17 protein-coding genes are annotated in these 17,280 nt (G+C 60.9%); 1 reads left to right on the forward strand and 16 read right to left on the reverse strand.

All coding sequences use genetic code 11. From position 1 onward, the window contains the following. Positions 1 to 35: 35 nt before the first annotated feature. Both radA and serB read right to left on the reverse strand, forming a co-directional pair. Positions 36 to 1,421, reverse strand: coding sequence for a DNA repair protein RadA (gene radA, locus ACYF6X_RS17280; protein WP_025159617.1), 1,386 nt, complete (start codon positions 1,419 to 1,421; stop codon positions 36 to 38). A 19-nt stretch (positions 1,422 to 1,440) separates the two neighbouring features. Next, the gene (serB, locus tag ACYF6X_RS17285) at positions 1,441 to 2,418 is read right to left on the reverse strand and encodes a phosphoserine phosphatase (RefSeq protein WP_130017867.1); all 978 of its coding nucleotides are present in this window, start codon (positions 2,416 to 2,418) and stop codon (positions 1,441 to 1,443) included. Positions 2,419 to 2,528: 110 nt separating this feature from the next. Between serB and ACYF6X_RS17290 the strand changes: the two genes are divergently transcribed. Then, a complete protein-coding gene (locus ACYF6X_RS17290; protein WP_038878506.1) occupies positions 2,529 to 3,212 on the forward strand; it encodes a YtjB family periplasmic protein in 684 nt (227 codons plus the stop codon). Position 3,213: 1 nt separating this feature from the next. On the opposite strand, the gene yjjJ is transcribed toward ACYF6X_RS17290, so the two are convergent. From yjjJ to ACYF6X_RS17360, 14 genes are all read right to left on the reverse strand, one after another. Continuing rightward, positions 3,214 to 4,557: a type II toxin-antitoxin system HipA family toxin YjjJ gene (gene yjjJ, locus ACYF6X_RS17295; protein ID WP_130017866.1), complete on the reverse strand. Its 1,344-nt coding sequence runs from the start codon at positions 4,555 to 4,557 to the stop codon at positions 3,214 to 3,216. A 137-nt stretch (positions 4,558 to 4,694) separates the two neighbouring features. Then, positions 4,695 to 5,426, reverse strand: coding sequence for a purine-nucleoside phosphorylase (gene deoD / locus ACYF6X_RS17300; protein ID WP_004933059.1), 732 nt, complete (start codon positions 5,424 to 5,426; stop codon positions 4,695 to 4,697). A 166-nt stretch (positions 5,427 to 5,592) separates the two neighbouring features. After that, positions 5,593 to 6,816, reverse strand: a complete 1,224-nt coding sequence (deoB, locus tag ACYF6X_RS17305) for a phosphopentomutase (protein WP_063991466.1) — start codon at positions 6,814 to 6,816, stop codon at positions 5,593 to 5,595. Positions 6,817 to 7,009: 193 nt separating this feature from the next. Continuing rightward, positions 7,010 to 8,335 carry a thymidine phosphorylase gene (deoA, locus tag ACYF6X_RS17310; RefSeq protein WP_063991467.1) on the reverse strand — a complete coding sequence of 442 codons (1,326 nt, stop codon included), beginning with the start codon at positions 8,333 to 8,335 and terminating at the stop codon, positions 7,010 to 7,012. 66 nt (positions 8,336 to 8,401) lie between these two features. Beyond that, complete coding sequence (gene deoC, locus ACYF6X_RS17315) at positions 8,402 to 9,181, reverse strand: deoxyribose-phosphate aldolase (protein ID WP_004933072.1); 780 nt, start codon at positions 9,179 to 9,181, stop codon at positions 8,402 to 8,404. A gap of 370 nt (positions 9,182 to 9,551) precedes the next feature. Further along, complete coding sequence (locus ACYF6X_RS17320; RefSeq protein WP_063991469.1) at positions 9,552 to 10,829, reverse strand: NupC/NupG family nucleoside CNT transporter; 1,278 nt, start codon at positions 10,827 to 10,829, stop codon at positions 9,552 to 9,554. A gap of 184 nt (positions 10,830 to 11,013) precedes the next feature. After that, complete coding sequence (locus ACYF6X_RS17325; protein WP_063991470.1) at positions 11,014 to 11,796, reverse strand: TatD family hydrolase; 783 nt, start codon at positions 11,794 to 11,796, stop codon at positions 11,014 to 11,016. Continuing rightward, complete coding sequence (locus ACYF6X_RS17330) at positions 11,793 to 12,911, reverse strand: patatin-like phospholipase family protein (RefSeq protein WP_063991471.1); 1,119 nt, start codon at positions 12,909 to 12,911, stop codon at positions 11,793 to 11,795. The genes ACYF6X_RS17325 and ACYF6X_RS17330 overlap by 4 nt, the downstream gene beginning before the upstream one ends. Positions 12,912 to 12,921: 10 nt before the next feature. Further along, positions 12,922 to 13,107, reverse strand: a complete 186-nt coding sequence (locus tag ACYF6X_RS17335; RefSeq protein ID WP_063991472.1) for a CsbD family protein — start codon at positions 13,105 to 13,107, stop codon at positions 12,922 to 12,924. 68 nt (positions 13,108 to 13,175) lie between these two features. Continuing rightward, positions 13,176 to 13,337 carry a DUF1328 domain-containing protein gene (locus ACYF6X_RS17340; RefSeq protein ID WP_004857650.1) on the reverse strand — a complete coding sequence of 54 codons (162 nt, stop codon included), beginning with the start codon at positions 13,335 to 13,337 and terminating at the stop codon, positions 13,176 to 13,178. Between the two features lie 160 nt (positions 13,338 to 13,497). Further along, positions 13,498 to 14,112, reverse strand: coding sequence for a molecular chaperone OsmY (gene osmY / locus ACYF6X_RS17345; protein WP_063991473.1), 615 nt, complete (start codon positions 14,110 to 14,112; stop codon positions 13,498 to 13,500). A 517-nt stretch (positions 14,113 to 14,629) separates the two neighbouring features. Further along, complete coding sequence (gene prfC / locus ACYF6X_RS17350) at positions 14,630 to 16,219, reverse strand: peptide chain release factor 3 (protein WP_063991474.1); 1,590 nt, start codon at positions 16,217 to 16,219, stop codon at positions 14,630 to 14,632. Between the two features lie 151 nt (positions 16,220 to 16,370). Next, complete coding sequence (rimI, locus tag ACYF6X_RS17355) at positions 16,371 to 16,814, reverse strand: ribosomal protein S18-alanine N-acetyltransferase (RefSeq protein WP_107226725.1); 444 nt, start codon at positions 16,812 to 16,814, stop codon at positions 16,371 to 16,373. Further along, a complete protein-coding gene (locus tag ACYF6X_RS17360) occupies positions 16,759 to 17,196 on the reverse strand; it encodes a DNA polymerase III subunit psi (protein ID WP_033637012.1) in 438 nt (145 codons plus the stop codon). Before ACYF6X_RS17360 ends, rimI begins: the two co-directional genes overlap by 56 nt. Between the last annotated feature and the right edge of the window lie 84 nt (positions 17,197 to 17,280).

Here is a 17,280-nt window from a genome sequence, read left to right on the forward strand (position 1 = left end):
AACAAAATAGCATATCTTTCTCGCCGTCGGCGACATTAATAAAACTCTTCCAGCACGTCGAGCGCGTCCGCCAGCTTCTTGACCCCGAACACCTGCATGTTGGCCGGCGGCTTCTTCGGCATATTGCCGTGCGGCACGATGGCGCGCTTGAAGCCGTGCTTGGCCGCTTCGGAGATGCGCTCCTGGCCGCTCGGCACCGGACGGATTTCTCCCGCCAGCCCCACTTCGCCGAACACCACCAGATCGTTTGGCAGCGGCCGATCGCGCAGGCTCGAGACCAGCGACATCAGCAGCGCCAGATCGGCGCTGGTTTCACTGACCTTCACCCCGCCGACCACGTTGACGAACACGTCCTGATCCGACATCTGCAGCCCGCCGTGGCGGTGCAGCACCGCCAGCAGGATCGCCAACCGGTTCTGCTCCAGGCCTACCGCCACGCGGCGCGGGTTGGACATCATCGAGTGATCCACCAGCGCCTGGATCTCCACCAGCAGCGGCCGGGTGCCTTCCCACACCACCATCACCGAGCTGCCGGAAGTGACTTCATCGCCGCGGCTGAGGAAGATTGCCGAAGGGTTGCTGACTTCGCGCAGCCCCTGTTCGGTCATGGCAAACACCCCCAGCTCGTTGACCGCGCCGAAGCGGTTCTTGTGGCTGCGCAGGGTGCGGAAGCGGGAATCGGCGTCGCCGTCCAGCAGTACCGAACAGTCGATGCAGTGTTCCAGCACTTTTGGCCCGGCCAGCGAGCCGTCTTTGGTGACGTGGCCGACCATGACGATCGCCACGCCGCGCGTCTTGGCGAAGCGCGTCAGATAGGCGGCGGTTTCCCGCACCTGCGCCACGCTGCCCGGCGAAGACTGAATGTCCGCCATGTGCATCACCTGAATCGAGTCGATCACCATCAGCTTTGGCTGCTCCTGCTCGGCGATCAGGCAGATCTGCTCGATGCTGGTTTCCGACAGCATGTTCAGGCCGCCGGTCGGCAGCCCCAGACGGTGAGCGCGCATCGCCACCTGCTGCAGCGACTCCTCGCCGGTGACGTACAGGGTTTTCATCTGTTCGGACAGTTTGCACAGCACCTGCAGCAACAGGGTGCTCTTGCCGGCGCCGGGGTTACCGCCGATCAGAATGGCGCTGCCGGGCACCACGCCGCCGCCCAGCACGCGGTCGAACTCGAGAAAGCCGGTGGTGAAGCGCGGCAGCGCCTCAAGGCTGATTTCCGACAGCTTCTGTACCTTGCTGACGCCGGCGTCACCGGCATAGCCGCTGAGGCGATCGTTGCGCGCCGCTGCGGGCGACGCGGCCAAACGCACTTCCGTGATGGTGTTCCAGGCATGACAGGCGCTGCACTGCCCCTGCCAACGCGGATAGTCCGCCCCGCACTCATTGCACACAAATGCCCGTTTTGCCGCTTTTGCCACGTCTTACCTCAATCTTTCGTTATCGCACTTCGTGTTTCAGGCTGCCGGTGAGAATACACAGCACGCCCATCAGATCCGCATGCCGGATCGCCACCTGCGCTTTTTCATACACTTTCGGTTTGGCGTGGTAGGCGATGCCCAACCCCGCCGCCTGCATCATTTTCAAATCGTTGGCGCCGTCGCCGATGGCCACGGTCTGCGCCAGTGGGATCTCCAGCTTCTCTGCCAGCCGCAGCAGCGTGTCGGCTTTGAACTGTGCGTCCACCACCGGCCCCAGCACTTCGCCGGTCAGCTTGCCGTCGCGGATCTCCAGCTCATTGGCCGCTGCCGCCACCAGCCGCAGCCGGTTGCGCAGGTATTCGGCGTAGTAGGTGAAGCCGCCGGAGGCGATCGCCACATGCCAGCCCATCGCCTGCAGCTTGCCCACCAGGCTGGTCAGCCCCGGCATCAGCGGCAGCTCGTCGCGCACCTGCTTGAGGATGTTGGCGTCGGCCCCTTTCAGCGTACCAACGCGCTGGCGCAGGCTGGCGGTAAAGTCCAGCTCGCCGCGCATCGCGCGTTCGGTGACTTCCGCCACCTGCTCGCCGACGCCCGCCAGCTTGGCGATCTCGTCGATGCACTCGATCTCGATCGCCGTCGAATCCATGTCCATCACCAGCAGCCCCGTCGTGCGCAGGTGCGGGATCTTGCCGAGCGGCGCCACGTCCAGCCCGCTCTCCGCCGCCAGCAGCTTGGCGCGCGGCGTCAACGTGCCCGCCAGGCGCACCACCTGATAATCGTCCACGCCCCAGGCGGTGACGATCACCATCGCCGCGCCCAGCTTGCGTTGGAATTGCGTAATGCGCGCCTTGTCCAGCTTTCTGCCGTATAACAGCCACCCGGTATTGCCCGCCCGGTAGTCCAGCGGCATCACTTCGTCGCCGCTGAGCGAAAGGGGAAGACCCGGCCATTGGGAGATCTCCGCCGGAAGATCGCAATAGGTCAGACTGTTTGACATCATTGACTCCTGAATGGACAAAAACGCTGCATGATAAAACGACGCATCAAGCTATCCTATCGCCAGCGGTTCTGGCAACATAAAGTGTCCCCGATGCCCAAGGAACCTGCATGGCTCGCGCTAAACTGAAATTTCGCCTGCACCGCACCGCTATTATCCTGATTTGCCTGGCTTTGCTGGTGCTGCTGATGCAGGGCGCCTCTTATTTTAGCCTGAGTCACCAAATGGCGCGATCCGAGCAGGTTGAAGAGTTGGCGCAGACGCTGACCAAACAGGTCGCCTACAGCCTGGCGCCGCTGCTGGACGACGACGGCAACACCCCGCGCATCGACGCCATCCTCAAGCAGCTCACCGATCACAGCCGCATTCTCGACGTCAGCGTGTATCAGCTGGACGGCACGCTGGTCTCCCACGCCGGGGAGCAGATAAGTATACGCGATCGCCTGTCGCTCGACGGCAAACGCGCCGGCAGCTACTTCAACCACCAGTTGGTCGAATCCATTCAGGGCAAAGACGGCCCAATCGGCTTTATCCGCATCACCCTCGACACCCACGTGCTGGCGACCGAATCCAAGCAGGTGGACAACACCACCAACCTGCTGCGCCTGATGATCCTGCTGGCGCTGGCGATCGGCATCATTCTGGCGCGCACCCTGCTGCAACACCGCCGCAGCCGCTGGCAGCAGTCGCCGTACCTGTTGACCGCCAACACGCCGTTGGCAGAAGGCAATACGGTGGAAGACGACGAAGAGGATGCGCCGGAAACAAAACAGGAAGCGCCGAAGAAGGGGTAACTCAGGCCAGGCGCTGAATGCGCTCGTGCAGCTTCTGCAGTTGCACCAACATTTGCTCGGCAATCGCCCGGAACGCCTCGCTGATGTCGTCATGTTGCGCGGTTCGCCGCCAGAACTCGAGAGCCAATAGCTCCGCTTGCCGCCAGACGGCGCCGCTCACCTCGTTGCTCAAACGGATCTCCACCGCGTCGCGGCGCAGATTACCGCTGCTTGCCGGGGCAAAAGCCATCGGCAACATATCATACAAAGGCGCCAACATGACCGGCCGCTGGGTTATTCGCAAGAACGACAGGTTGCCCTGGTGCATATCGCTGTTGGCGATCAACCGGCCAAAGGCCCAATACAGGGCAATCCGTTGGTAGACTGAGTGATTGATCACCCCTTGCTGCAATAGCCGCTCGGCGGCCACGACCCAGTTGGCGTGGCCGCTGCCGCTGAACTCGGCATCCAGCGCCTCCAGCGACACCATCGCTACCCGCCCTTCTTCACCGATGCGATCAAAGCGCTCTACCTCTAAAAAGCATTGCCGGTCGGCGCCGAACAGGATTTGCGCCGATGCGGCAGGCAATCCCGCAGCGGCGACCGTCTGCAACACCAGCGACTCGGCGATCAGCAAATCGCTCCAGCGCTGTGCAATGACATGCGTCGGCGCCAGACTGAACTTCACCAACACATGCGCGCGGCGCCCAGGCGCCAGCTCAGCATAAGCGGCAAATTTGGGTTGCTCGCCACCGGCGGAAGAGCCCACCAGTTCCCCGGCCAGCGCCTGGACAGACAATGCGGCGTAACGCTCGGTTTTATCTTCCACCGTGATGGCGACGGCAGTATCCCGCATTAACCAACGCTGATAGCTGTCGGCACCAGGCAGCAGATCGCCGGTTATGTCCTCGCCATAACGGCAGAGCGCCAACAAGCGTTGACCTTCATCCCATCGCCGCACATCCTCCGGCAAATTCAACTCGCGCGCCGCTGCTTTTCCCCAGGCTCGCCCGAGAAAGCCAATCGGCCGCAGGTCGTTCAAATACCATGGCATGCCGTCATAAAGCTGCCACTCTCCGCTGCGCTCATCGCACACCGCACAGTTATCGGCAGGATACAGCGGGTAAAGTGTGGCAAACAGGTGCGCCTTACCCCGTTCATCAACCCGATACAGCGGAAACTGCCTCTCACCGCCGATCCCGCGCCGCAATACATAGCGCGTCGCCTTACCTTTACCGAGGATCAATACTGCGCCCGCCAGTTCGCGGATACGGCGCGATAGCGTCGGCTGGCTGATGCCTAACGCTTCTGTCAGTTGACGAGCCGTAGCTGGCCCATGACGCAAAGCTTGTTCAACGGTGATCATCAGATGAATAGATTGGTGAATAGATTGATAGAGGAAGTAATAGCGTTAAACGGCAGAAAGGTAAAGCGTTAGCCAAAACTGGCCAAGCGGAATGAATAGATTGACAGGCGGGCGCCATGATGACGCCCGCCGGAGTATTACGCTTTGTCGCCCAGCAGTACGGATTCCAGCGCGATAACGATCATTTCGTTAAAGGTGGTCTGGCGTTCCGCCGCCGTGGTCGCCTCGTGACGCAGGATGTGGTCGGACACGGTGCAAATGGTCAGCGCCTTGCAGCCGAACTCTTCGTACAGCTCCGCCGCCACGCCGTAGATGCCGGCCGCTTCCATTTCCACGCCCAGGATGCCGTACTTCTTCATCACCTGGAACATGTCCGGATCCGGCGTGTAGAACAGATCGGCGGAGAAGATGTTGCCCACGCGCGCCGGGATGCCCTGCGCCGCCGCCGCGTCGACCGCATTGCGCACCATGTCGAAGTCGGCGATCGCCGCGTAGTCGTTGTCCTTGAAGCGCAGACGGTTCACCTTGGAGTCGGTGCACGCGCCCATGCCGATCACCACGTCACGCAGTTTGATATCGTCACGCACCGCGCCGCAGGAGCCCACGCGAATGATCTTCTTCACGCCGAATTCGGCGATCAGCTCGCGCGCATAGATGGAGCAGGACGGGATGCCCATACCGTGGCCCATTACGGAGATGCGACGGCCTTTGTAGGTGCCGGTGAAGCCCAACATGCCGCGCACGTTGTTCACTTCCACCGCGCCTTCCAGGAAGGTTTCGGCGATGTATTTTGCACGCAGCGGATCGCCCGGCATCAGTACTACGTCAGCGAAATCACCCATCTCAGCATTAATGTGCGGCGTAGCCATAATTTTCTTCCTTTAGAAATCTTATTTAATAAAAACGTCAAACATCTAAGCCTTGAATTTCGAGTTGCAGCTAGGCAGCTAGCGGGTGAATCCCCAGGAGCTTACTTGAGTAAGTGACTGGGGTTCACGCGTGAAGCTAACAACGCTGCGGCTTGAAAGACAGGGCTTAGAACAGGGTCTTACCGTAATCCATCGGCGACAGGCCAAAGTAATTGGCGACGGTCTGGCCGATGTCGGCGAAGGTCTCGCGGTGGCCCAGTGAGCCCGGCTTCACTTTCGGGCCGTAAACCAGCACCGGGATGTGCTCGCGGGTGTGGTCGGTGCCCGGCCAGGTCGGGTCGCAACCGTGGTCGGCGGTGAAGATGATGATGTCTTCGTCTTTCACCAGCTTCAGCAGCTCCGGCAGGCGGCGGTCGAACAGCTCCAGCGCAGCGGCGTAGCCCGCCACGTCGCGGCGGTGGCCATAGGAGGAGTCAAAGTCCACGAAGTTGGTGAACACGATGGTGTTGTCGCCGGCCTTTTCCATTTCGATCAGGGTCGCGTCGAACAGCGCGTCGATGCCGGTCGCCTTCACCTTCTTGGTGATGCCGACGTTGGCGTAGATGTCGGCGATTTTACCGATCGACACCACTTCACCGCCCTTCTCGTCCACCAGCTTTTTCAGCACGGTCGGCGCCGGCGGCTCTACCGCCAGATCGTGACGGTTGCCGGTGCGCTGGAAGTGGCCCGGCTTGTCGCCGACGAACGGACGCGCGATCACGCGGCCGATGTTGTACCCGCCTTCGGTCAACTCTTCACGCGCGATTTCGCACAGCTCGTACAGGCGATCCAGGCCGAAGGTTTCTTCATGACAGGCAATCTGGAACACCGAGTCGGCGGAGGTATAGAAAATCGGCTTGCCGGTTTTCATGTGCTCTTCGCCCAGCTGATCGAGGATCACGGTGCCGGATGAGTGGCAGTTGCCCAGATAACCCGGCAGCTTGGCGCGCTCCACCAGCTTATCCAGCAGCGCCTGCGGGAAGCTGTTGTGCTCGTCCTTGAAGTACCCCCAGTCGAACAGTACCGGCACGCCGGCGATTTCCCAGTGGCCCGACGGCGTGTCTTTACCGGAAGAGAGCTCGCTGGCGTAAGCGTAAGCGCCGATGATGTCGGCGTTGCGATCCAGCCCCTGCGGGAAGTTGCCGGTGGATTCTTCCGCTGCTTTACCGAGGCCCAGACGGCTCAGGTTAGGCAGCGTCAGCGGCCCCTGGCGGCCCACGTTGGCCTCACCGCGCGCGCAAACCTCGGCGATGTGGCCCAGGGTGTCGGAACCCTGGTCGCCAAAACGTTCGGCGTCTTCGCTGGCGCCGATGCCGAAGGAGTCCAATACCATAATAAATGTGCGTTTCATCTGTGCTCTCCTGCGTGTTCTCACGCTATTGCGACCGCAAGACTGCAATCGCCCTTATTCTCTAAATTTAGACCCAATGGATTTCAAGTTGTAGCTAGGTGGCTAGCGCGTGTATCCCCAGGAGCTTACTCAAATAAGTGACTGGGGTGCACGCGTGCAGCCAACAACGCTACGGCTTGAAAGACGAGGGTCATCACGCTTGAGTGATGCGCTTATACACCACCGGCGTCGCCTCCGGCGCCTTGTCGCTCAGCGTCATTGCGCTGCGCACCGCATCGGCCGCCTGCTGCCAGCTCTCTTCATCGTTGGCGTGGATCATCGCCAGCGGCTGCTGGGCATCCACTTTATCGCCCAGGCGCGCCACCTCGGTCAGGCCAACGCTGTAGTCGATGGCGTCGCTCGCCCGACGACGGCCGCCGCCCAGCGACACCACCGCCATGCCCAGCGCGCGGGTATCCATGGCGCTGATGATGCCCGACTTTTCAGCATACACCGGCTTGCTCAGCGTTGCCGCCGGCAGATAGCTATCGTAGCGTTCGACGAAGTCTATCGGCCCCTGCTGCGCCGCCACCATGCGGCCAAACACCTCCGCCGCCTTGCCGTTGTCCAGCACCGCCTGCAGTTTGGCGCGCGCATCGGCCTCGTCTTGCGCCAGGCCGCCGGACAGCAGCATTTCCACGCACAGCGCCAGCGTCACTTCCAGCAGGCGCGGGTTGCGGTATTCGCCGGTCAGGAAGCGCACCGCTTCGCGCACTTCCACCGCGTTGCCGGCGCTGGAGGCCAGCACCTGGTTCATGTCGGTCAGCAGCGCGGTGGTCTTGCAGCCCGCGCCGTTGGCCACGCCGACGATCGCCTGCGCCAAGTCTTGCGACAGCGCATAGGTCGGCATAAAGGCGCCGGAGCCGACCTTCACGTCCATCACCAGCGCATCCAGCCCTTCCGCCAGCTTCTTGGCCAGAATGGAGGCGGTGATCAGCGGGATCGAATCCACGGTGGCGGTAATGTCGCGAGTGGCGTAGAAACGTTTGTCCGCCGGCGCCAGCGAACTGGTCTGGCCGATGATCGCCACGCCGACGTCCTGAATGATTTTGCGGAAGGCGTTATCGTCCGGGAAAATATTGAAGCCCGGAATGGCTTCCAGCTTGTCCAGCGTGCCGCCGGTATGCCCCAGGCCACGGCCGGAGATCATCGGCACATAGCCGCCGCAGGCCGCCACCATCGGGCCAAGCATCAGCGAGGTCACGTCGCCCACGCCGCCGGTCGAATGCTTGTCGACGATCGGGCCATTCAGCGCCAGACTCTTCCAATCCAGCACGGTGCCGGAATCGCGCATCGCCATGGTGAGCGCCACGCGCTCCGGCATGCTCATGTCATGGAAGTAAATGGTCATCGCCAGCGCGGCGATCTGCCCTTCCGACACCACGTTGTCGCGAATGCCGTTGATGAAAAAGCGGATTTCCGCTTCGCTTAACGGCTGGCCGTCGCGTTTCTTACGAATAATTTCTTGAGCCAGGAACAAGGCATCCCCCTGTGTCGCCGAGAATCGGTGTAGACGGGCGCGCCTGGCGCCCGCCAACGAAATCGATCAGTAGCCGCCGCCGGCGGTCTGGGTCTGGTGGCCCAGCGCGGTCAGCAAGCTGGCCAGCAGGCTGGAAGCGCCAAAGCGGAAATGCCGTGCGTCGGCCCAGCCTTCGCCCAGAATACGATCGGCAAGTTGCAGATAATGCAGCGCGTCTTCTGCGGTGCGCACGCCGCCGGCCGGCTTGAAGCCCACCGTCTTCGCCACGCCCAGATCGCGGATCACCGACATCATCAGCTCGGCACTTTCCAGCGTGGCGTTGACCGGCACCTTGCCGGTGGAGGTCTTGATAAAGTCCGCCCCGGCCTTGATGGCGATCTCGGACGCCTTGCGGATCAGGTCGGCCTGCTTCAGCTCACCGGTTTCGATGATCACTTTCAGCAGCACGTTGGCCGCCTGACAAGCCTGCTTGCACTGTTTCACCAGCTCGAAGCCGACCTGCTCGTTGCCGGCGATCAGCGCGCGGTAAGGGAACACCACATCCACTTCATCCGCGCCATAGGCGATGGCCGCGCGGGTTTCCGCCAGCGCGATGTCGATATCGTCGTTGCCATGCGGGAAGTTGGTCACGGTGGCGATACGGATGTCCGGCGTGCCTTGCTCGCGCAGCGCCTTGCGTGCTACCGGGATAAAACGCGGGTAGATACAGATGGCCGCCGTGTGGCCGGCCGGGCTGTTGGCCTGACGACAGAGGGCGATCACTTTCTCGTCGGTGTCATCATCATTCAGCGTGGTTAAATCCATCAGGTTCAGCGCACGTTGCGCTGCTGCGGTTAATTCGGTCATAAAACTCTCCAACTGAGTACCTGGATGTTGGCGAGCGGACTTGGTTCCATGAAGATAGCGCTGGGGAACGGCGTTCCCGCGGCGGCAACTGAGATCCTTCTCACCGCACATGGCCACCCGCCTTGCGGCCGGCCAGTAATAGCTATTTGAACACGAATGCCGAGGGCGATTCGCGTTCATCGTCACACTATATGAAATAGCACTGTAACAGACCGGAATTATATGTGAAGAGCATCACAAAATAACGCGATATCGTTCACAAATTCGCTAAAGAAGCGGCTGAAGATCGCGGGTGCGGCAAGCACCCGCGTTGCTTAGAGTATAGGCGGAGTCCCGCGATCGGTCGCGCCGTCGCGGGCTCCGGGATGGCTTACAGCGCCAGGAAGAAACCGGCGATGGTGGCGCTCATCAGGTTGGACAGCGTGCCCGCCGCCACGGCCTTCAGACCGAAACGCGCGATGTCGTGGCGACGGTTGGGCGCCATGCTGCCCAGACCGCCCAGCAGGATCGCCACCGAGGAGAGGTTGGCGAAGCCGCACAGCGCGAAGGAGATGATCGCCTTGGTGTGGGCCGACAGCACCTGCAGGCCTTCCGCCGCCACCACGTCGTCCGGACGCAGATAGGCGCCGAAGTTCATGTAGGCGACGAACTCGTTGACGATGATCTTCTGGCCGATGAACGAACCGGCGGTCATCGCCTCGCTCCACGGCACGCCGATCAGGAAGGCGATCGGCGAGAACACCCAGCCGAGGATCAGTTCAAGCGACAGCTGCGGATAATCGAACCAACCGCCGATGCCGCCGAGAATGCCGTTAAGCAGGGCGATCAGCGCGATAAACGCCAGCAGCATCGCACCGACGTTCAGCGCCAGCTGCATGCCGGAAGCCGCGCCGGAAGCCGCCGCATCGATCACGTTGGCCGGACGCTCTTCTTCGGCGATCAGTTTCATCGCATCGTCTTTATCGTGGGTCTGCTCGGTTTCCGGCACCATCAGCTTGGCGAACAACAGCCCGCCCGGCGCGGCCATGAAGGACGCGGCGATCAGGTATTCCAGCGGCACCCCCATCTGGGCGTACCCCGCCAACACCGAACCGGCTACCGAGGCCAGGCCGCCGCACATCACGGCGAACAGTTCTGACTGGCTCATGGTGGCGATATACGGGCGCACCACCAGCGGCGCTTCGGTCTGGCCAACGAAAATGTTGGCGGTCGCCGACAGCGATTCGGTGCGCGAGGTGCCCAGCAGCTTGTGCAGGCCGCCGCCCAGAACGCGGATAACCAACTGCATGATGCCGAGGTAGTACAACACCGCAATCAGCGAGGAGAAGAACACAATCACCGGCAGAACGCGCAGCGCGAACACGAAGCCGCCGCCGCCGAACACCTCGAACATCTTGTCGGACACCAGCCCGCCGAAAATGAACGAAATGCCCTGATTGCCGTAGGCGATAACGTTTGCCACACCGTTAGACATACTGCCGAGAATGCTGCGGCCCAGCGGCACGTACAGCACCAGCGCGCCGATGCCGACCTGAATGATGAACGCCCACACGACGGTGCGCAGTTTGATGGCCCGGCGGTTGCTGGAGAGCAGCACCGCAATGGCGATCAGCACCGCCATGCCAACCAGACTCATGATGAGTTGCATGCAAAGTTTCCCTGTTGCAAAAAATAAAATACATCCCTGCTCATGAAGAGAGGTTTGCTATTGGAGAGTTTCGGGGGGGATTATACTGAGCGAGGTCACCCTCGCACCGATTTATGTCACAAATGTATACAACGAGACGCAAATGAAAATCTTATAACGTGACACAAGTCACGTTATAAACCCATCAATCCGGCATAGCAAACAGTGCCTGAGTATTGCATTGCAGGTGAGCGGCGATCTCATCGGCCGGTTCCGGCCGCAGCTCGCACAGCGTCTGAAACACCTCGGCGGCGCGTTCGGGGCGATTCGGCTGCCCCTGATAGCCGGCCAGCGGCATGTCCGGCGCATCGGTCTCCAACAGCAGCGCCTCGAGCGGCAGCTGCACCATCACGCCGCGCGTTTTCTGCGCCCGCTCATAGGTGATGGTGCCGCCCACGCCGATGTAATAGCCGAGGCGGATAAACGCCTGCGCCTGCGACAGGCTGCCGGCGAAGCCGTGCACCACGCCGCGACGCGGCAGCTGCATGCGCCGCAGCGCCGCAGCCAGCTGATCGTGGGTGCGGCGCGAATGCAGGATCACCGGCAGGTCATGCTGTTTCGCCAGCTTCAACTGGGCCAGTAGCACGCTGTGCTGGCGCTCGAACTGCGGGTTGTCCATATACAGATCGAGCCCAATCTCCCCTACCGCCACCAGCTTGCGCGGCCGCTCGGCCAGCAGCGCCGCCAACTGTTCCAGCTGCGGCTCATGATGCTGCGCGATATACAGCGGGTGCAGCCCCAGCGCGGCGAACAGCGGTGCGTGATCCTGCGCCAGCCGCAGCACCCGGGCAAAGCGATCGGCGGTGACCGTCGGGACGATGATGCGCTGCACGCCGGCGCTTGCCGCCCGCGTCAGGCTCTCGGCCTCATGCCCGGTAAAGGGCGGAAAATCGAAATGGCAGTGGGTATCGGTAAAGGCGTAACTCACAGCGCGCCCCCTTCACCCGGCGGCAAATCGCCCGGCAGAATGATCTTCGGTGCCGCCACGGCGGCCTCCGGCTGCGCTGCCAGATCGGGCGGCATGACGATATCGGTCACGATCGGCGAAGGCATTCTGACGTTCTCCGGCTGGATCAGGCGGCGCGACAGCGCTTTTTTCACTTTCATGCCGTCCGGCTCCGGCTGCGCCATCCACTGGCCGACGGTGGCCAGGAAGTAACGGCCGCAGCGGCGCCCCAGGTGATAATCCTGATTGAGCGACCCCAGTCGGCTGCCCAGCGCATTGCTGGCCAGCGGTTTCGGCGGAAAAATTTCGAAGATGCGCAGCTTGCCCGGCGGCTTCTCGATAAAGCGCTGGATGCGGTGATAGCTTTGCTCGTGATGCTGCAGGATGCGCACCATCTGCTGCAGGCTGCTGTCGCTCAGCCAGTGCTCCATGCGCTTCATCCACTGCGGGGTGTAGTACATCTGCGAAGGTACGGTGCGGATCACCACGATGGTGTCGGCGCCGCGACGATAGGCCTCTTCCACCGGGATCGCATCGCTGATGCCGCCATCCTGGTAGCTGATGCCGTCCAGCTCCACGCCCTGGCGATAAAAACCGGGAATGGCGCTGGACGCCTTGATGGCCGGCAGCCAGCGTTCGCGCTGCGCCGGCAGATAGGTCGGTTCGAAATCGTCGCTGCGACAGGCACACAGCAGGAACTCGCGTCCGTCGGTAAGATGCTGTTCCGCCACGTCCATCGCCAGCGGCATCTGTGCCGCCGCCGTATCAACCAGCCAATCGAGATCGATCAGATGCCCGCCGCGCACGAAGCGCAGCGGATTGAAGAATTGGGCCGAGGTGGTGTAACGGGTGATCACCCGGCGCGCGTAGCCCATCTGCCCGCAGATATAGGCAGACAGATTCTGGGCGCCGGCCGATGTGCCGATCATCAGGTCGAAAGGGTTAAAGCCCGCGCGCTGAAACTCGTCCAGCACGCCGGCGGTGAAAATGCCGCGCTGGCCGCCGCCTTCGCAGACCAGCGCCATCTTGCCTGGCCGAAAGGGTTTAGACGCCAGCGGTTCTATATTGCCGAGCGTGATGGGTATTCTGTATCCCAACTTGGCATCCTCAGTGAGACGTTTTCTCCGAGGATACCGCGTCTCGCTCTCTTCCGTAATCCTCTTGCAGCACACCGGCGAGGAAATCATTACTGCCGGCCAGCCAGGCGCAATCGCTGCCGGACCATTCGGCCAATGCCTGCCATACCTGGCCTTTCAGCTGTTTCCAGCGCCCGACGATGATGTCGCTGTTCATGGCCGGCCCTCCCCGACGTGAGAAAAGGAATTAAGCTTTGTTACAGTTTGCAGGAAAAAGCCGGCCGGCTAAGGGCGCCGACGGCCGGTGAACAGGCTGACCAGGAACAGGATGATACCGACGACGAACACGATTTTAGCCGCCCAGGCAGCAGTGCCCGCCAACGAACCGAACCCTAACGCCGCAGCGATAAGCGCGATAACTAAAAAGATAATGCCCCAACGAAACATAAGCTTCTCCTTACCATTGTGAAAAATTCGCTGCTGCCTACCGCCCCGACAACGGGACGTCGGCGGCAAATCAGTTTCTTTTTTTGGTGGTACATGCCGGGCCGCCTTCACGGCCCGACAGATGTGGCTTGTTGTTGCTTGTTACGGGCGCCTGGCGGGGTTACTGCTTGACCACCAGGTCGTTTTTCACGCTTTTCACGCCGTCGATGGCCTTGGCGATGCTTTCCGCACGTTCAGACTGCGCCTGCGTTTTCACCTCACCGGACAGCTGCACCACGCCATCGGTGGTTTCCACTTTCACATTGCGCGACGGCACGATGTCATCGGCCAACAGCTTGGCTTTCAGCTCGCTGGTGGTGGCGGTGTCGCCGGCATACGATTTGATCGACTGGTTGGCTTCATCTTTCACGTGCAGCTTGTCGCTGACGGTCTTGACGCCTTCCACCTTACCGGCGACCGCGACCGCATGCTCCGCCTGCGCCTGGCTGCCGACGAACCCGCTCAGGATCACGGTGCCTTTTTCGGTCTTCACCGAAATGTCGGCGCTTTTGATGGTCTTATCTTCCACCAACGCACTTTTAACTTTAGCCGTTATCGCGCTGTCATCCATGTAACCATCAACTTTTTTCATGGAGCTATCGATTTTGGCACCGGCACTATCCGCGGCGTTAGACGCCTTGTTGAGCAGACTGTCTTCGGCCAGCGCACTGCCGCTTACCAAAACAGAACCCAATACGACAGCCATCAGCGAGTGTGCAAATTTGGTCTTTTTCATCGATCTCTTCCTTTTGTTGGGGGCCCGTAGCGCCAGAGCGCCGGAACCCTGCGGCCACCTTCACGCGGCCTTCTCGGTAAATACTTCATCATCGCTATACGATTAAGCGTTCACGACAGGAATATTGCAACAGCCGTGCCAACTCAAGAAATACCTTAATTATCAAAGAGAAAAATATTTCAGTCGGATTTTTAATCAAAAAACTGTCGTCTATTGACGACAGGCTAAGTTACACAAAACTGAAATATAGCTATCTCATTGATATTTAAAGACACTGACTGTCTCCTATCGGCAACACATCAGAATAACTCACCAAACAAATAACGTATTACAGTGATTTACTCTCAAGCAATGTGCGGACATCTCGTTAAAGATAGACCATCAGACGGAAAACGCAGGCCGAACGAACATCGCCTGGCGATAGCGGTTCGCAGGATAAAATATGAGGAAGGTTTATTAATTAGCGCAGTGAGGATGGAGGAAACGTGCAGGGCGCACTGGGCGCCCTGCCGAGCAATCAGTGTTCGCGCGTCTTGCGGAAGGTCACGTCAGGATAGCGTTCCTGCGTCAGGTTGAGGTTCACCATGGTCGGCGCGATGTAGGACAGGTTATCCCCACCGTCCAGCGCCAGGTTGAGCTCGTTCTTGCGCTTAAACTCTTCGAACTTCTTCACGTCGTCGCACTCGACCCAGCGCGCCGTCGACACGTTGACCGATTCATACAGCGCTTCCACGTTGTACTCGCTCTTCAAACGCGCCACCACCACGTCGAACTGCAGCACCCCGACCGCGCCGACGATCAGATCGTTATTGGCGATCGGACGGAACACCTGCACCGCGCCCTCTTCGGACAGCTGCACCAGCCCCTTCAGCAGCTGTTTCTGCTTCAGCGGATCGCGCAGGCGAATGCGGCGGAACAGTTCCGGCGCGAAGTTCGGGATACCGGTGAACTTCATGTCTTCACCCTGGGTGAAGGTATCGCCGATCTGAATGGTGCCGTGGTTGTGCAGGCCGATGATGTCGCCCGGATAGGCTTCTTCCACGTGCGAACGGTCGCCGGCCATAAAGGTCAGCGCGTCGGAGATCACCACGTCTTTGCCGGTGCGCACCTGGCGCAGCTTCATGCCCTTCTCGTAGCGGCCGGAAACCACGCGCATAAAGGCCACGCGGTCACGGTGTTTCGGATCCATGTTGGCCTGGATCTTGAACACGAAGCCGGTGAATTTCTCTTCCGCCGCCGTCACTTCGCGGGTATCGGTTTTGCGCGGCATCGGTGCCGGCGCCCAGGCCACCAGGCCGTCCAGCATGTGATCCACGCCGAAGTTACCGAGTGCGGTACCGAAGAATACCGGGGTCAGCTCACCGCTCAGGAAAGCTTCCTGATCGAACTCGTGGGAAGCGCCCTGCACCAGCTCCAGCTCATCGCGCAGCTGCGCCGCCAGATCTTCGCCTACCGCCGCATCCAGCTCCGGGTTGCTCAGGCCTTTGACGATGCGCACTTCCTGAATGGTGTGGCCTTTACCGGTCTGGTACAGGTAGGTTTCATCCTTGTACAGGTGGTAAACGCCCTTGAACAGTTTGCCGCAGCCGATCGGCCAGGTGATAGGCGAGCAGGCGATCTTCAGTTCGCGCTCGACTTCATCCATCACTTCCATCGGATCGCGGATGTCGCGGTCCAGTTTGTTCATGAAGGTCAGGATCGGCGTATCGCGCAGACGGGTCACTTCCATCAGCTTACGGGTACGATCCTCAACGCCCTTGGCGGCATCGATCACCATCAGACAGCAGTCGACGGCGGTCAGCGTACGATAAGTATCTTCGGAGAAGTCTTCGTGCCCCGGAGTATCCAGCAGGTTGACCAGACTGTCGCGGTACGGGAACTGCATCACGGAGGTGGTGATCGAGATCCCACGCTGCTTTTCCATTTCCATCCAGTCGGATTTGGCGTGCTGGCTGGAGCCGCGGCCTTTTACCGTACCGGCGGTCTGGATCGCCTGTCCGAACAGCAGCACTTTTTCGGTAATGGTGGTTTTACCGGCATCGGGGTGCGAGATGATGGCGAAAGTTCTTCTTTTAGAGACTTCGCGGGCAAATTCACTAGGAGACATGGTTTTCAGGTTCTACGGTTAGTCCGCCCTGCGACATCATCAGAACGCGCCGATCGCGGCGCCGGGCAAAGCGGTGAATAAAAGATAACAGCCGGGCATTTTCGCCGATTTGCCAACCGGTGACAATCAATGCTTTTTCCGGCCAGGCGGATTACGCCAGCGGCAGCGCCATCACGATCGCGTCTTCGCGGCCGTGGGCGCTCGGGTAATAATTGCGGCGCACGGTGACCTCGTTAAAACCGAGATCTTCATACAGCGCGATCGCCGCCTGGTTGGAAGCGCGAACCTCCAGCCACAGCGTGACTACGCCGCGGCTCTCCAGCTGTTCGATCACCGCGTTGAGCAGCAGGCGGCCAAAGCCCCGACGCTGGTACTGCGGATGAATAGCGATGTTGAACAGCGTGGCTTCGTCCAGCACGATCTGCGTGATGGCGAACCCCGCCATCTCCCCGTCGGCGTTCAGCTTCAGGTTAAGGTAGCGATCGCCCTGGTTGCTGGCGAAGGTGGTTTCCGTCCAGGGGAAAGCGTGGCTGGCTTGCTCAATGGTGAAGGCCGTGGCCAGGTCGGCCGCCGTCAGGGTAGAAATCGTGTTCATGATGACAAATCTGCTGCCAGAGGGCACGTTTGGCCCCCGCGTCTTGGGAAAGCTCGGCCAGCGCCGGGCTGTGTAGCTGCGCGCCGGCGACCGCAAGCGGCTCCGCCACGCCCAGCCGCCAACTGTTGCATGCGGTCTCTTCAGGCAGCATCGCCGCCTGTTCCGGCGTCAGGCTGTAAGTTTGCGCCGGCGTCAGCCCCAGGCTGCGCAGCACGTCGCAAAACAGCGGATCGTCGGGTGCGGGCAGCGTCTGTGCCACCACCAGCAGGCGCGCCTCGGGCGGCAAACTGACCGCCACTTCGCCCTGCAACACGCCCGGGCGGCGCAATGTCCACTGCGTAATACCCAGTTGTTGTAACAGCCAGTCGCGTTTTGATGCCATGCCGATTCCTACCCGTTGTGGTGCGCCATGCCTGCCATGCGCCGCGCTATGCTAACAAACCCGCGCAGCCCGCGCCAACAAACC

Source organism: Serratia sp. ID 25-353, from assembly GCF_054792795.1.

Coding starts and splice junctions, on each gene's coding strand:
- serB (WP_130017867.1), bottom strand. CDS start 2,418: ATGTCAAACAGTCTGACCTATTGCGATCTTCCGGCGGAGATCTCCCAA.
- ACYF6X_RS17290 (WP_038878506.1), top strand. CDS start 2,529: ATGGCTCGCGCTAAACTGAAATTTCGCCTGCACCGCACCGCTATTATC.
- yjjJ (WP_130017866.1), bottom strand. CDS start 4,557: ATGATCACCGTTGAACAAGCTTTGCGTCATGGGCCAGCTACGGCTCGT.
- deoD (WP_004933059.1), bottom strand. CDS start 5,426: ATGGCTACGCCGCACATTAATGCTGAGATGGGTGATTTCGCTGACGTA.
- deoB (WP_063991466.1), bottom strand. CDS start 6,816: ATGAAACGCACATTTATTATGGTATTGGACTCCTTCGGCATCGGCGCC.
- deoC (WP_004933072.1), bottom strand. CDS start 9,181: ATGACCGAATTAACCGCAGCAGCGCAACGTGCGCTGAACCTGATGGAT.
- ACYF6X_RS17320 (WP_063991469.1), bottom strand. CDS start 10,829: ATGCAACTCATCATGAGTCTGGTTGGCATGGCGGTGCTGATCGCCATT.
- ACYF6X_RS17335 (WP_063991472.1), bottom strand. CDS start 13,107: ATGAACAGCGACATCATCGTCGGGCGCTGGAAACAGCTGAAAGGCCAG.
- ACYF6X_RS17340 (WP_004857650.1), bottom strand. CDS start 13,337: ATGTTTCGTTGGGGCATTATCTTTTTAGTTATCGCGCTTATCGCTGCG.
- osmY (WP_063991473.1), bottom strand. CDS start 14,112: ATGAAAAAGACCAAATTTGCACACTCGCTGATGGCTGTCGTATTGGGT.
- prfC (WP_063991474.1), bottom strand. CDS start 16,219: ATGTCTCCTAGTGAATTTGCCCGCGAAGTCTCTAAAAGAAGAACTTTC.
- rimI (WP_107226725.1), bottom strand. CDS start 16,814: ATGAACACGATTTCTACCCTGACGGCGGCCGACCTGGCCACGGCCTTC.
- ACYF6X_RS17360 (WP_033637012.1), bottom strand. CDS start 17,196: ATGGCATCAAAACGCGACTGGCTGTTACAACAACTGGGTATTACGCAG.